Here is a 15341-nt window from a genome sequence, read left to right as displayed (position 1 = left end):
CGCGCGCGACAGCCGTGAAGCAACGACACGGAATTGCAAATCACGACGCGGATACCCGCGTCACCAGATCATCAAGAGAACGTCATGCTGACTGGAAACATCCTTACCCCCGACGGCTGGATTCAGGGTTCGCTCGATAGCGAGAACGGCCGCATCACGACACTCGACGGCAAGCCCGTCGATCCCGCGAAGAACGACGCGCCCTACATCCTGCCCGGCTTCATCGACCTGCACGTGCACGGCGGCGGCGGCGCCGACGTGATGGAAGGCGGCGACGCGATCGAGACGATCGCCCGCACGCACGCGCAATTCGGCACGACGAGCCTGCTCGCGACGACGATGACCGCGCCGCGCGACGAACTGATGAAAGTCGTCGGCAACCTCGGCAGCGTCGCGCGTACCCGCACGCCGGGCGGCGCGCGCGTGCTCGGCGTGCACCTCGAAGGCCCGTACATCAACCCCGGCAAGCTCGGCGCGCAGCCCGACGCGGCCGTCTCGGCCGTGCTCGACGAAGTGCTGAAGTACCTGTCGATCGCGCCGATCCGCGTCGTCACGCTCGCGCCGGAAATCGCCGGCCACATCGAGATCATCGGCGAGATGGCCGCGCGCGGCGTGCGCGTGCAGCTCGGCCATTCGCTCGCGACCTACGACGACGCGGTGGCCGCGCTCAAGCACGGCGCGTGCGGCTTCACGCACCTGTTCAACGCGATGTCGCCGCTGCATCACCGCAACCCCGGCCTGGTGGGCGCGGCGCTTGCTCATGCCGAATACGCGGAAATCATTCCCGATCTGCTGCACGTGCACCCGGGCGCGATTCGTGCGGCGCTGCGCGCGATCCCGCGCCTGTACGTCGTGACCGACAGCACGTCCGCGACGGGCATGCCCGACGGCGAATACCGGCTCGGCAGCCAGCACGTGACGAAGTGCCTCGGCGGCGTGCGTCTCGCCGACGGCACGCTCGCCGGCAGCACGCTGACGATGGACCAGGCGCTGCGCAACCTCGTGTCGCTCGGCCTGCCGATCGCCGATGTGTCGAACCGGATGTCGCGCTATGCGGCCGACTACCTCGGCATCGCCGATCGCGGCCGCCTCGAGCGCGGCGCATGGGCCGACCTCGCGGTGTTCGATCGCGACCTGAACCTCACCGCGACCTACGTCGAAGGAGAATCGATTGTCGAATATGCTTAAGGAAGCGCGCGAGTCCGCCCAGGTCGTCGCCGCGCAGATCGCCGACACCGCGCGCGTCGAAGCGCTCGCCGGCCAATTGCTCGATCACCCGCCGGCCGTCGCGCTGACGGTCGCGCGCGGCAGCTCGGATCACGCCGCGAGCTATTTCGCGAGCCTGACGATGAGCCGCCTCGGCGTGCCGGTCGCGTCGCTGCCGATGTCGGTCGCCACGCTGCAGCAGGCGCCGCTGAAGGTGCAGGACCAGCTCGCGATCGCCTTCTCCCAGTCGGGCAAGAGCCCCGATCTCGTCAACACGATGGCCGCGCTGCGCGAAGCCGGCGCGCGCACCGTCGCCGCCGTGAACGTGCTGCCGTCGCCGCTCGCCGACGCGTGCGAGCACCAGTTGCCGCTGCTCGCCGGCCCCGAATTGTCGGTCGCCGCGACGAAAAGCTATATCGCGATGCTGTCGCTGTCCGCGCAGATCGTCGCGTACTGGCAGCGCGACGCCGCGCTGATGACCGCATTGCGCGGCCTGCCCGACGTGCTCGCGCAGGCCGGCCGGCTCGACTGGTCGCAGGCCGTCGCCGCGCTGGCGGGTGTCGAGCGGATGATCGTGATCGGCCGCGGCCTGGGCCTCGCGATCGCGCAGGAAGCCGCGCTGAAGCTGAAGGAAACCTCCGGTATCCAGGCCGAGGCGTTCTCGAGCGCCGAAGTCCGTCACGGCCCGATGGAGCTGATCGACCGCGACTATCCGCTGCTCGTGTTCGCCCCGCCGGGCCCCGAGCAGGCCGGCCTGCTGCAGCTCGCGCAGGACATGCGCGCACGCGGCGCCGCGGTGCTGCTCGCGGCGCCCGCCGGCACGCCCGGCGCGACCTTGCCGCTCGCGCAGTCCGCCCATTCGGCGCTCGACCCGATCGCCGCCATTCTTTCGTTCTACGTGATGGCGGCGGATCTCGCCGTCGCGCGCGGCCGCAACCCCGACACACCGCGCCACCTGAACAAAGTCACCGAAACGCACTGATAGCCGAGACAGCCGATGAGACGCGCCGAGGAGTCCCAGTTGAAGAGTTCCACCCATGATCAGATCGTCCTGCTCAGCCCCTTGACCGGGCCGATCGTCGCGCTGGCCGACGTGCCCGATCCGGTGTTCTCCGGCGGGATGTTCGGCGACGGCATCGGCATCGACCCGCTCGCGGGCCAGCTCGTCGCGCCGTGCGCGGGCGTCGTGTCGCATCTCGCGCGCACCGGCCACGCGGTGACGATCACGACGCCGCAAGGCGCGGAAGTGCTGCTGCACATCGGCATCGACACCGTCGAGCTGAACGGGCAGGGCTTCACCGCGCACGTCGAGGCCGGCGCGCATGTCGAGGCGGGCGCGCTGCTGATCGAGTTCGACCAGGACGCGGTGGCGCGCAGCGCGCATTCGCTCGTGTCGGTGATCGCGATCGCGAACTCGGATGCGTTCGAGGTCGTCGATCGTGCCAGCGGCTTCGCGACGGCCGGCAAGACGCCGCTGCTCACGTTGCGCGGCAAGGGCGAAGCGGCTGCGCAGGCGGCACAAACCGGCGCAGCGGCGCATCACGAAGTGCGCCGTGAAATCGTGCTGGCCCAGCCGGGTGGCCTGCACGCACGGCCGGCCGCGCGTGCGCGCGAAGCCGTGCGCGGGTTCGACGCGACCGTCGACGTGCTGTTCGACGGCCGCAAGGCGTCGATCGCGAGCGTCGTCGGCCTGCTCGGCCTCGGTGCGGGCGAAGGCGCGACGGTCGAACTGGTCGGCCGTGGCGCGCACGCACAGCAGGCCGTCGATGCGGTCGAGCACGAGCTGCTGCGCGAAGCGCACGGCGAAGTCGAGGAAAAGCCGGCGCGGCTGAGGTCGCCCGCGCCGCAGACGGTTGCGCGCAACGTCGGCGAACCCCTTGACCCGAATACGCTCGCGGGCGTGTGCGCGGCACCCGGCATCGCGGTCGGCACGCTGGTGCGTCTCGACGATGCGGAGATCGTGCCGCCCGAACAGGCCGCCGGCACGCCCGCGTCGGAGAGCCGCCAGCTCGACCAGGCGCTGAAGGCCGTCGACGCCGAACTCGACGAAACGGTGCGCCACGCATCGGCGCGCGGCGCGGTCGGCGAAGCGGGCATCTTCGCGGTGCACCGCGTGCTGCTGGAAGACCCGACGCTGATCGACGCGGCGCGCGACCTGATCAGCCTCGGCAAGAGCGCGGGCTTCGCATGGCGCGCGACGATCCGCACGCAGATCGACACGCTGTCGAAGCTCGACGACGCGCTGCTCGCCGAACGCGCGGCCGACCTGCGCGACATCGAGAAGCGCGTGCTGCGCGCGCTCGGTCATACGAACGGTGCCGCGCGTGCGCTGCCCGACGAGGCGGTGCTCGCGGCCGAGGAATTCACGCCTTCCGATTTGTCGTCGCTCGATCGCCAGCGCGTGACCGCGCTCGTGATGGCGCGCGGCGGCGCGACGTCGCACGCGGCGATCATCGCGCGCCAGCTCGGCATTCCGGCGCTGGTGGCGGTCGGCGATGCGCTGTACGCGATCCCGGACGGCACGCAGGTCGTCGTCGATGCGAGCGCGGGCCGGCTCGAACATGCGCCGACCGCGCTCGACGTCGAGCGCGCGCGGCACGAGCGCCAGCGCCTGGACGGCGTGCGCGAGGCGAACCGGCAACTGGCGGGGGCCGCGGCCGCCACCGTCGACGGGCGCGCGATCGAGGTCGCCGCGAACATCGCGACGCTCGACGATGCGAACACCGCGGTCGACAACGGCGCCGACGCGGTCGGCCTGCTGCGTACCGAGCTGATGTTCATCCATCGCCAGGCCGCGCCGACGGTCGTCGAGCACCAGCAGAGCTACCAGTCGATCGTCGACGCGCTGCAGGGCCGCACGGCGATCATCCGCACGCTCGACGTCGGCGCCGACAAGGAAGTCGATTACCTCACGCTGCCGCCCGAACCGAACCCGGCGCTCGGCCTGCGTGGCATCCGTCTCGCGCAGGTGCGCCCCGACCTGCTCGACGATCAATTGCAGGGCCTGCTTGCGGTGAAGCCGTTCGGCGCGGTGCGCATCCTGCTGCCGATGGTGACCGACGCGGGCGAGCTCGTGCGCCTGAAAAAGCGCATCGACGAATTCGCGCGCGCCCAGGGCCGCACCGAGCCGGTCGAGGTCGGCGTGATGATCGAGGTGCCGTCGGCCGCGCTGCTGGCCGACCAGCTCGCGCAGCACGCGGATTTCCTGTCGATCGGCACCAACGACCTGACGCAGTACACGCTCGCGATGGACCGCTGCCAGGCCGATCTGGCCGCGCAGTCGGACGGCCTGCACCCGGCCGTGCTGCGCCTGATCGACATCGCGGTGCGCGGTGCCGCGAAGCACGGCAAGTGGGTCGGCGTGTGCGGCGCGCTCGGCGGCGATCCGCTCGCGGTGCCGATCCTGGTGGGCCTCGGCGTGACCGAGCTGTCGGTCGACCCCGTATCGGTGCCGGGCATCAAGGCGCGTGTGCGCCGTCTCGATTACCAGTTGTGCCGTCAGCGCGCGCAGGATCTGCTCGCGCTCGATTCGGCACAGGCGGTAAGGGCAGCAAGTCGCGAGGCCTGGCCGCTCGACTGAGCGTCGACGGCAGGTTCGCGACCCGTATTACGACGAAGGCAGTCAGCTCAACGACGATTAACGACGCTTAACGACGAGACAAGGATTGGAGGACTGAATGAACGGGAATCCGTTTCTGAAAATACAGGGCCTGGGCCGGGCGCTGATGCTGCCGATCGCGGTATTGCCGGTCGCCGGCATCCTGCTGCGACTCGGCCAGCCTGACGTGTTCAACATCAAGATGATCGCCGACGCCGGCGGCGCGATCTTCGACAACCTGCCGCTGCTGTTCGCGATCGGCGTGGCGGTCGGTTTCGCGAAAGACAACAACGGCGTGGCGGCACTCGCGGGCGCGATCGGCTACCTGATCGAAACCGCGATCATGAAGGACATCGATCCCAAGCTGAACATGGGCGTGCTGTCCGGGATCATCGCGGGTGTCGTCGCGGGCCTGCTGTACAACCGCTACAAGGACATCAAGCTGCCGGACTACCTTGCGTTCTTCGGCGGCAAGCGGTTCGTGCCGATCATCACGGGGCTGGTGTGCGTGGTACTCGGCATCGCGTTCGGGTACGTGTGGCAGCCGGTCCAGCATGCGATCGACGCGGCCGGCCAGTGGCTGACGACGGCGGGCGCGATCGGTGCGTTCGTGTTCGGCTTCCTGAACCGCCTGCTGCTCGTCACGGGCCTGCACCACATCATCAACTCGCTCGCGTGGTTCGTGTTCGGCAACTTCACGCCGCCCGCCGGCGGCGAGATCGTGCACGGCGACCTGCACCGCTTCTTCGCGGGCGACCCGACCGCGGGCACCTTCATGGCCGGCTTCTTCCCGATCATGATGTTCGGCCTGCCGGCCGCGTGTCTCGCGATGCTGCACGAGGCACCGAAGGAGCGCCGCGCGATGGTCGGCGGCCTGCTGTTCTCGATGGCGCTCACGTCGTTCCTGACCGGCGTGACCGAGCCGATCGAATTCAGCTTCATGTTCCTCGCACCGGTGCTGTACGTGATCCACGCGGTGCTGACGGGGCTGTCGCTCGCGATCTGCCAGATCCTCGGCGTGAAGCTCGGTTTCACGTTCTCGGCCGGCGCGATCGACTACGTGCTGAACTACGGGCTGTCGACGAAGGGCTGGATCGCGATCCCGCTCGGCATCGCGTACGGCGCCGCGTATTACGGGCTGTTCCGCTTCTTCATCCGCAAGTTCAACATGGCTACGCCGGGCCGTGAGCCGGCATCGGCCGACGCGGCCGCCGAATCGTACGCATCGGGCGGCTTCGTCGCGCCGGCGGCGGGCGCCGCTGCGGTGGCTGCCGCGCCGCGCGCGCAGCGCTACATCGCCGCGCTCGGCGGAGCCGGCAACCTGTCGGTCGTCGACGCATGCACGACGCGCCTGCGCCTGACCGTCGTCGATCCGGAGAAGGTCTCGGAGCCGGAACTGAAGTCGATCGGCGCGCGCGGCGTGCTCAAGCGCGGCGGCAACAGCGTGCAGGTGATCATCGGGCCCGAGGCGGACATCATTGCCGACGAGATGCGTGCCGCGATCGGCAGCGGCGCGACCGGTGCCGCGTCGACGGCGACGGCCGCCGCGGCGCAACCCGTCACGGGTGCGGCCGCCGGTCCGCTCGATCCGGAGCCGACGCGCTGGCTCGCGGTGTTCGGCGGCGCGACCAACGTCGTGTCGCTCGACGCGATCGCGACCACGCGCCTGCGTGTGGTCGTGCGCGATCCGTCGGCGGTCGATCGCGATCGTCTCGGCGCGCTCGACGTCGCGTGGGTGTCGCTCGACACGTTCCACATCGTCTGCGGCAATGCGGCGGCACGCTACGCCGAACAGCTCGGCGCGCGCCTGCCGCCGTCGGGCAGCGGGGCGGCCGCGCAGCCGGCCTGATGTGACCAGGCCGGCCCGATCCGCGATGCGGATTCGGGCCGGCCGGCAAAACGAAAACGGCTTGCGATCCTTGCGTCGCAAGCCGTTTTTTCTTGGTGCGGGCGATGGCGCGATGCACGTGTTTGCATCGCGCGTCGCCCGGTCGTTCAGCCGATCACGGATTCGTCAGCGTGAAGGTCGGCTTCCGGTAGCCGACACCGGCCCGGTCGAGCTTCGGCAATTCGCGTTGCGTGAGCAGCGTCGCGAAACCGGCCCAGTCGCGCTGCAGCGCGGCCGTGTCGACGTGATGCGTGTCGCCGCGCTTGTAGCGCACGCCGGCCGCATACGGCAGTTCCCAGTCGGCGCGGTGCCACGCGCGCTCGGCGAGCGCGAGCAGCCGCGGATAGGCCATGTACTCGAGGAAGGTGTCGTTGCGCATCACCTCGCCCCACGCCTGGCCCTGCATGCCTTCGATGCGCGGCGCGGGGCCCGTGCCCGTCACCTCGAACGGGTTGCCGTCACGGTCGCCCATCACTTCGGCGTTCTGCGGCAGGTTCTCCGGCGCGAGCGAGAACACCTTGTACTCGTCCGTCGCGTGCGAGCCCCAGTAGTAGCCGCGCTCGCGCGGATTGAGCGTGTACGGGAAGTCGAAGTACAGGTAGTCCGGCAGCGCGAGCACCGTCAGGTAGCCCTTGCCGCTCAGGTCGCGCGCGCTGTCCGACGCCCCCCAGAAGATCGTGTCCCACAGCGACACCATCACGTGGCGCGTGCTGAAATCCTGCGGCCCGTTCGCATGCTTGATGCCGTCCTGCCACGCGGCCATCGTGTCGATCCCGTTCGCGCCGACCGCCGCGCTCACCTGCTGAGCGAAACGCGTCGGCAGCTCGTCGATCGACTTGATCTCGCCGCGCTGGAGCAACGCCGTGCATGCGGGCGAACGCGCCCACGGCTTGTCCTGCGCGGCGAGATCGATGCGCCCCTTGTTCGGATCGGTGCCGTTCAGCGGCTGGAAGCCCGCGCCGAGGAAGATGTTCTTCGCCTCGTCGCCGCCGTAATGCCAGATGTGCAGCGGCGCCTGCGCATCCGCATGCATCGCCGCGATCTCGCGGATCACCTTCGATGCGAAATTGAGCGCGCCCGGCACGCACGGGTTCAGGTCGCTGCGGCGGTCGTAGAACTGCACCGTCGTCAGGTTCGACGTGTCCTGCGGATCGAGCAGCCGGTATGCGTTCGCTTCCTGCTCGCGCCCGGCCGCATGCAGCCGCCGGTAACGTGCCTCCATCGTCACGACGGCCGCGCGCGCATGCGCGGGCATGTCGATCTCGGGGACGATCTCGACGAAATGCGCGGCCGCGTAACGCACGAGCGCCACGTAGTCGTCGCGGGTCAGGTAGCCGCCGCCCGAGCGGTTGTCCGGGCCGGAGCCGAGCTGCGGCAGCAGGCAGCGCGTCTCGCTCGGGTCGTGGCAGCGGCGCGAGCCGATCGCGGTCAGTTCGGGCAGGCCGGGAATCTCGATGCGCCAGCCCTCGTCGTCCGACAGGTGCAGGTGCAGGCGATTGAGCTTGTACGCGCTCATCTGGTCGATCAGGCGGCGCAGCGTCGCCGGGTGCTTGAAGTTGCGTGCAAGGTCGACGTGCATCCCGCGATGCGTGAAGCGCGGCGCATCCTCGACGAGCATCGCCGGGATCGGGCCGCCGCCGGCCGGTGCGAGCGAGTAGAGCGTCTGCACGCCGTAGTAGAGGCCCGCGCGATCGTAGCCCTCGATCAGCACGCCGCGCGGCCCGATCGCGAGCCGGTAGCCGCCCGGCGTCGCGATGTCGGCCGGCAGCCGGCGCGGCGCGACGGCGCCCCGCACCGGCACGCGCGCGCCGTCGAGCCCGAGTGTCGTCGCACGTTCGCGCAGCGCCGCGACCTGCGCGTCCGGCAGATCGGGCAGGGCGAGCTCGACACCGCGCAGCTCGAGCGTGCCGGGTAGCGGCTGCTCGCGCTTCACGCTCGGCAGCGCGCGGCTCGGGTCGGGCCGTGCGGCCACGGGCGGCGCGTTGCCCGTCGAGTTGTTCTGCGCGTCGGCCGGCAGCGATTCGACGTAGCGCAGCTCGTCGTCGGTGTCGTTGTAGCGGAGCACGGCGGGCGGCGCGCCCTCGACAACCACGTACGGGCGCGGGATCACGTCGCTGTAGCGCAGCAGCCAGTATTCGGCGACGAACGGCAGTTCGATGCGTTCGCCCGGTGCCAGCCGCACCGAGCCGGGTTGCGGTGTCAGCTCGTACAGGTCGCCGGTGAGCCGCCGCAGTGCGAAGCCGGGGCGATCGATTCGCAGCAGGCGGCGGATGCTGTGCAGGTAGAGCTTCCAGCCGCCGTCGGCGATCGCCTGGTGGCCGCGGTTCTGCAGGATCAGGCGGCCCGTCGCGCAGGCCGCGCCGTCGGCGCCGAGGTCGGCGCACGGCACGCCGGCCGAGGCCGCGTGATTGTTGTCGACGGCGACCCGCAGCGCGAGGCCGTTCGACAGCCGCGCCGCGAGATCGGCCGGCGGCACGGTTGGACGGGCGGCACCGGCTGCCGCGACCGCCGCACTCGACGCGGGCAGCGCGCCGAGCGCGACCGGCGGCAGTGCCGCGATCAGCACGCCGGCAAACAGGGTGGACAAGGTTCGGCTCATGCGGACTCCTGAGAAAAAAGGGGGGCGTAGCGGCGTCACGGGATGACGTCGCTGCGGGCGGGTCTTTCAACGGAGCTGCGGGGACAACAGGGTGCGCGGGCGATGCGGCTGCCCTGCGCGCAGTCGGCACGCGGATGCGTGCGTTACGGAACGGGCGGCGGGCAGGCGTGCCGGTCGGATCGGCGCGGGCGGGTGCGCGTCCTCATCGGCCGGGCACGATGGCGGCCGCGGCTGCGGACGACGCTGACCCTGACGCGGTGGCGACGCGCCCGATGACAAAGGCGCACGCGCGGCCGGCGCGGACGACGGCGGCGCGGGTCGTGGACGAAGCGCAACCGGCCGCCGCGCGGCGACGGCGAGATGGCGCGCACGCGCGCGCCGCATACGGGATTCGCATGTCTCCCCCACCCAGGTGGATTCGGCCTGTCAGCGGCCGTGTCCAAAGATCTTATGAAACCTTTTATTGGTATTCAAGTGGTATCAATCTGGCGCTAAATTGGCATCGGCGTGTCCGGCTTGACCGGCCCGCCGGGGCGAAAAAAAACCTCGCGCGAGGCGAGGTTCCTTCCGGGCGGCGGCCGCTCGATCGGCCGAACGCGTCAGTTGCGGGTTACGCGTGCTTCCTGCGTTTTCTGCCGTGCTTCGAGCCACATCGCATTGACGATGCCGAACGACAGCGCGACGCCGATACCGAGAATCCAGCTGAAATACCACATGATCCGACTCCTTGCGAAACGGGGGCGGCGGGGCGCCTGCGCGCCCCGGCCGGGTTCAATACATCGAATGCGTGTTCTCTTCGAGCACCTCGCGCGTGACCTTGCCGCGCATCACGCGATACACCCAGCTCGTGTAGAGCAGGATGAGCGGCAGGAACACGATCACCGCGAACAGCATCACCTGCAGCGTCATGTGGCTCGACGTCGAATCCCACACGGTCAGGCTGCTCCTCGGGTCGAGCGACGACGGCATGATGAACGGGAACATCGAGAAGCCGGCGGTCAGGATCACGCCGACGATCATCAGCCCCGTGCAGAAGAAGGCCGTCTTCTCCTGCTTCGAGCCGGCGAGCAGCATCGCGAGCAGGCCGCCCGCGATCCCGACGACGGGCGCCGCGATCATCCACGGGAATTCGCCGTAGTTCGCGAGCCACAGGCCCGAGCCCGCGGCGACGTCCTTGAGCAGCGGGTTCGCGACCGTATCGGTCGGCGCGGCGTGCGTGATGTGGAAGCCGCCGACATACGAAGCGATCAGCACGCCGGCCAGCACGAACAGCACGACGGCGAGGAACGACGCCACGCGCAGCGCGATCGATGCGCGGCGCGCGATCACGCCTTCCGTCTTCATCTTGATGAAGGCCGCGCCGTGCGCGACGAGCATCGTGAGGCTGACGAGCCCGCACAGCAGCGCGAACGGATTCAGCAACGCCCAGAAGCCGCCGTAATAGGTCACGCGCAGGTCGCTGTCGAACTTGAACGGCACGCCTTGCAGCAGGTTGCCGAACGCGACGCCGAACACGAGCGCCGGCACGAAGCCGCCGACGAACAGGCCCCAGTCCCAGCCCGCGCGCCAGCGCGGGTCAGGGCGCTTGCTGCGGTAGTCGAAGCCCACCGGCCGGAAGAACAACGCGAACAGCACGAGCAGCATCGCGAAGTAGAAGCCGGAGAACGACGCCGCGTAGACGAGCGGCCAGGCCGCGAACATCGCGCCGCCGGCCGTGATCAGCCACACCTGGTTGCCTTCCCACGTCGCACCGACGGTGTTGACGATGATGCGGCGTTCCTCGTCGGTCTTGCCGAGGAACGGCAGCAGCGCGGTCGCGCCCATGTCGAAGCCGTCGGTGACGGCGAAGCCGATCAGCAGCACGCCGACGAGCAGCCACCAGATCACCTTGAGAGTTGCATAGTCCATAGCGATTCCTTGTTCCGTTTCAGGTGCGTGCTCAGGCCGGGGCGCGCTCGCTGGCGGCCACGAGTTCGTGGTGATAGCGGCCGGTATGCAGCGACGACGGGCCGAGGCGCGCGTACTTGAACATCAGCTTGATCTCGATGACGAACAGCGCCGTGTAGAACGCGATGAAACCGGCGAGGCTCAGGTACAGGTCCGTCGACGTCAGGCTGGACGCGGACAGATGCGTCGGCAGGATGCCCGCGATCGTCCACGGCTGGCGGCCGAGCTCGGCGACGACCCAGCCGAATTCCGCGGCGAGCCACGGCAGCGGGATTGCCCACACCGCATAGCGCAGGAACCAGCGGCGGTTGTCCTGCAGCAGTTGCCGGCGCGCACAGAGCCAGAACGCGGCGACGAAGGTCGCGAGGAACAGGAAGCCGAGGAACACCATGATCCGGAACGAGAAGAACACGGGCGCGACCGGCGGGATCGTCTTCTTCGCGGCGGCCTTGATCTGCTCCGGCGTCGCATCGACCACGTTCGGCGTGAACTGCTTGAGCATCAGCCCGTAGCCGAGATACTGCTTGTGCTGGTCGAACAGTGCGCGGGTCGCATCGCTCGTGTCGCCTTCCTTGATCTTCTGCAGGGCGCCGTACGCGAGCATCCCGCTCTGGATGTGCTCCTCGCTGCGCTTCGCGAGCTCGCGCAGGCCGATCACCGGTTCGTCGATCGAGCGCGTCGCGATCAGGCCGAGCGCGTAAGGGATCTTGATCGCGTAGTCGGTGCGCTCTTCCTTCTGGTTCGGAATGCCGATCAGCGTGAACGAGGCCGGCGCCGGCTGGGTTTCCCATTCCGATTCGATCGCGGCGAGCTTCATCTTCTGCACTTCACCGGTCGTATAGCCCGACTCGTCGCCGAGCACGATCACGCAAAGCGTCGACGCAAGACCGAAGCCGGCCGCGACCGCGAACGAGCGCAGCGCGAAGTCGGTGTCGCGCTTCTTCAGCAGGTACCACGACGAGATGCCGAGCACGAACATCGCGGCCGTCACGTAGCCGGCCGACACGGTGTGCACGAACTTCACCTGCGCGACCGGGTTGAACAGCACGTCGAACAGGCTCGTCAGCTCCATGCGCATCGTCTGGTAGTTGAACTCGGCGCCGACCGGGTTGTTCATCCAGCCGTTCGCGACGAGGATCCACAGCGCGGACAGGTTCGAGCCCAGCGCGACGAGGAACGTGACCATCAGGTGCTTGACCTTCGACAGGCGGTTCCAGCCGAAGAAGAACAGGCCGACGAACGTCGATTCGAGGAAGAACGCCATCAGGCCTTCGACCGCGAGCGGCACGCCGAAGATGTCGCCGACGTAGTGCGAGTAGTACGACCAGTTCGTGCCGAACTGGAATTCGAGCGTGATGCCGGTCGTCACGCCCATCGCGAAGTTGATCCCGAACAGCTTGCCCCAGAACTGGGTCATGTCCTTGTAGACCTGTTTGCCGGTCATCACGTAGACGGCTTCCATGATGACGAGCAGCCAGGACAGGCCGAGCGTCAGCGGCACGAACAGGAAGTGGTAGAGCGCCGTGATGCCGAACTGCAGACGCGACAGATCGACGACTTCGCTACTTATCATGGTGGTCTCCCTCGGTGGGTGCAGGCGCCGGCACCGAGAGCAGCTTCTCGGCGACGGCGGCAGGCGGAAGCGACATGTGCTCGGCCTGCGGATGATTGAAGAATGCGTATTTGAGCGACATCAGGAGGATCAGCTTGACGATCAACACCAGGCTGATGTCGCGGGCGAGGGTCGGGCCGCGTGCCCACGCGGCGATACGCGCACGCCAGCCGATCGTACCGGCCGACCGCGGGGGAGGCGGCGCAGGCTCTTTATTGATCGAGATCAAGGCGATTATCCTGAATCGATGTAGGTCGGAATTGGGGCGACTTTACGTCGGATTTATGACGGCCGTGAAGCTGTTTTAATCCTTTTGCGCCTGACATGCCAATTTTAAAAGGACTGCTTTCCGATGCCGAGTGCTGCGCTGCGGCAGACCGTCGCGAAACACGGGCCGAAACTTGAGGCAGATCAAGCTTATGCGGAAGGGGCCCGCGAACCGTCCAATACCTGATCAAACAGGTCGATTAATCGACGGAGAAACGAGCGAAGAGGCGGGCGGAAAGGCGAGTGATAAACCGGCCAAAAACCGGTGAAAAAGGCGGGCAAAAAAAAACGCTGCCGGTCAGGCAGCGGTTTTCGATGAGGCGCTTTGAATCGCCGGTGATTTACGCGTATTCGGCGAGGGCAGTGCGCATCTTTTTCATTGCGCTCGCCTCGATCTGGCGGATGCGTTCCGCCGACACGCCGAACTCGGCGGCGAGATCGTGCAGCGTCGAGCCGCCCGAGCCGTCGTCGTCGACGTGCAGCCAGCGTGCCTCGATGATGCGGCGGCTGCGCGCGTCGAGCGCGTCGAGTGCCTGCGCGATGCCGTCCGTCTGCAGCGAGTCGCGCTGACGCGCGGCGAGCACGGCGGTCGGTTCGTTGTGCGAGTCGGCCAGGTAGGCGATCGGTGCGTACGATTCCTCGCCGTCTTCGACCTGCCCTTCGAGCGCGATATCGCCGCCCGACAGGCGCGTTTCCATTTCGGTCACGTCTTCGCGCTTGACGTTGAGCTCTTGTGCGAGGCCGTCGATTTCCTCGGGCGTCATCGCCTGCATGCTCTTCTTGTGGCTGCGCAGGTTGAAGAACAGCTTGCGCTGCGCCTTCGTCGTCGCGACCTTCACCATGCGCCAGTTGCGCAGGATGTACTCGTGGATCTCGGCCTTGATCCAGTGGATCGCGTACGACACGAGACGCACGTTCTGGGCCGGATCGAAGCGCTTCACGGCCTTCATCAGGCCGATGTTGCCTTCCTGGATCAGGTCGCCGTGCGGCAGGCCGTACCCGAGATAGTTGCGCGCGATCGACACGACGAGCCGCAGGTGCGACAGCACGAGGCGGCGTGCCGAGTCGAGATTGTTGCTTTCGCGGAATTCGGTCGCGTACTGGCGTTCCTCTTCTGCCGTCAGCAGCGGAATGCGATTGACGGCCTGGATATACGCATCGATGTTGCCAAGCTGGCCCGGCAACATCGATTGAGCTGCGAGCGCCAGCGAGCCTGCCGATTCGGCCTTGGCCGGCGTCGGGCTCAGGATGTTCGGGAGGGTCAGGGCGTTGCTCACTAAAAACTCCTTTGGAATCAGGGACAAACCCCCGGTCTCGAATGAGATTCCGTGGGGCATCTTAGCACTCCCGCAAGCTGAGTGCTAATTCCTTAGAGCAAGCGTGGGCATCGGAGTTCCCGTTTTTCTATCGAGTTAGTCGAGTCGATAGTCTATTCTGCGACAGGGGAGGTGGGGCGAAGTTCCGTAAGCCGTTGTTTCAGATGGAAATCAGTAGACGATTTCAATTTTTGTTGTTTTGGAAGGAAGCCATTTCGCTTCGTGATGCCGATCCGAAAAGTCCTTTACCATACCATTCAGTTCGCTCGAACCGGCCGCAGCGGCAGGTTCCATTCAACCCACAAAGTTGGAGTGTCAGATGAACAATAAGAAGAATCGCCGGCCCCGCAGCCGGCTTGTCCTGCACGCGATGCTGGCGGCGTCCCTTCTGGGAGGATCGGGCGCGGCATTCGCGGATCGGTGGGGGATTCAGGCGGGCGGCGGTTTTTCGGATCGCCACGGGGTCGACAAGGGCGATCTCGGCGTGGTGTGGGATCCGGGCTGGAACTGGTGGGAAATGGGCGGTTGGCACTTCGCGTTCGTCGTGGAAGGGCACGCCGGCTACTGGCACACGGGCGGCAACGTTCACGGCAGCATCGGCGAATTCGGCGTGACGCCGCTGTTCCGCTTCATCAAGAGCGCCGGGGAGATTCGCCCGTTCATCGAGGCCGGCGGCGGCGTCCGGCTGCTGACGCACCCGACGATCTCGGATCATTTCTCGCTCGGGACCGCGTTCCAGTTCTCGCCGACCGCGGGGGTGGGCGTGCAGTTCGGCCAACGGCAACAGTATCAGGTCGGCTACCGTTTTGAACATGTGTCTAACGCGGGTATCAAAGAGCCGAATCCTGGTATAAATTTCCACCAGTTCTACGTGCAGTACAACTTCTGATCCGCACGCCCGCGCACGG

11 protein-coding genes are annotated in these 15341 nt (G+C 67.7%); 5 read left to right on the top strand and 6 right to left on the bottom strand.

Going from position 1 to position 15341, the window contains the following annotated elements; translation table 11 throughout:
* The first annotated feature begins 84 nt into the window (after window positions 1–84).
* The 4 genes from nagA to nagE all read left to right on the top strand — a co-directional run bounded on the left by nagA (window position 85) and on the right by nagE (window position 6653).
* Window positions 85–1188 carry an N-acetylglucosamine-6-phosphate deacetylase gene (gene nagA, locus DPV79_RS17805; RefSeq protein WP_048025681.1) on the top strand — a complete coding sequence of 368 codons (1104 nt, stop codon included), beginning with the start codon at window positions 85–87 and terminating at the stop codon, window positions 1186–1188.
* The gene (locus DPV79_RS17800) at window positions 1181–2188 is read left to right on the top strand and encodes an SIS domain-containing protein (RefSeq protein ID WP_048025680.1); all 1008 of its coding nucleotides are present in this window, start codon (window positions 1181–1183) and stop codon (window positions 2186–2188) included. Before nagA ends, DPV79_RS17800 begins: the two co-directional genes overlap by 8 nt.
* Before the next feature lie 15 nt (window positions 2189–2203).
* Window positions 2204–4786, top strand: a complete 2583-nt coding sequence (gene ptsP / locus DPV79_RS17795; protein WP_113046074.1) for a phosphoenolpyruvate--protein phosphotransferase — start codon at window positions 2204–2206, stop codon at window positions 4784–4786.
* A gap of 97 nt (window positions 4787–4883) precedes the next feature.
* Window positions 4884–6653, top strand: coding sequence for an N-acetylglucosamine-specific PTS transporter subunit IIBC (nagE, locus tag DPV79_RS17790; protein ID WP_021161277.1), 1770 nt, complete (start codon window positions 4884–4886; stop codon window positions 6651–6653).
* Window positions 6654–6807: 154 nt separating this feature from the next.
* Here the strand turns inward: nagE and DPV79_RS17785 are convergent, their stop codons facing one another.
* The 6 genes from DPV79_RS17785 to rpoH all read right to left on the bottom strand — a co-directional run bounded on the left by DPV79_RS17785 (window position 6808) and on the right by rpoH (window position 14394).
* A complete protein-coding gene (locus tag DPV79_RS17785) occupies window positions 6808–9291 on the bottom strand; it encodes a family 20 glycosylhydrolase (protein ID WP_113046073.1) in 2484 nt (827 codons plus the stop codon).
* A 599-nt stretch (window positions 9292–9890) separates the two neighbouring features.
* On the bottom strand, window positions 9891–10007 hold the full coding sequence (gene cydX / locus DPV79_RS17775) for a cytochrome bd-I oxidase subunit CydX (protein WP_021163033.1): 117 nt from the start codon (window positions 10005–10007) through the stop codon (window positions 9891–9893).
* Window positions 10008–10062: 55 nt separating this feature from the next.
* Window positions 10063–11199: a cytochrome d ubiquinol oxidase subunit II gene (gene cydB / locus DPV79_RS17770; RefSeq protein ID WP_021163034.1), complete on the bottom strand. Its 1137-nt coding sequence runs from the start codon at window positions 11197–11199 to the stop codon at window positions 10063–10065.
* A 31-nt stretch (window positions 11200–11230) separates the two neighbouring features.
* On the bottom strand, window positions 11231–12811 hold the full coding sequence (locus DPV79_RS17765) for a cytochrome ubiquinol oxidase subunit I (RefSeq protein WP_059676932.1): 1581 nt from the start codon (window positions 12809–12811) through the stop codon (window positions 11231–11233).
* The gene (gene cydP / locus DPV79_RS17760; protein ID WP_021163036.1) at window positions 12801–13079 is read right to left on the bottom strand and encodes a cytochrome oxidase putative small subunit CydP; all 279 of its coding nucleotides are present in this window, start codon (window positions 13077–13079) and stop codon (window positions 12801–12803) included. The genes DPV79_RS17765 and cydP overlap by 11 nt, the downstream gene beginning before the upstream one ends.
* 379 nt (window positions 13080–13458) lie before the next feature.
* Entirely contained in the window at window positions 13459–14394 is a 936-nt protein-coding gene (gene rpoH / locus DPV79_RS17755) for an RNA polymerase sigma factor RpoH (protein ID WP_059688678.1), read from the bottom strand.
* Window positions 14395–14752: 358 nt separating this feature from the next.
* On the opposite strand from rpoH, the gene DPV79_RS17750 reads away from it, so the two are divergent.
* The gene (locus DPV79_RS17750; RefSeq protein WP_021163039.1) at window positions 14753–15322 is read left to right on the top strand and encodes an acyloxyacyl hydrolase; all 570 of its coding nucleotides are present in this window, start codon (window positions 14753–14755) and stop codon (window positions 15320–15322) included.
* The last annotated feature ends 19 nt before the right edge of the window (window positions 15323–15341 follow it).

This window comes from Burkholderia reimsis, from assembly GCF_003294055.1.
GTDB lineage: Bacteria > Pseudomonadota > Gammaproteobacteria > Burkholderiales > Burkholderiaceae > Burkholderia > Burkholderia cepacia.
Note: the sequence above shows the minus strand (reverse complement) of the source record. Positions and strands in the feature narration are given on the sequence as shown.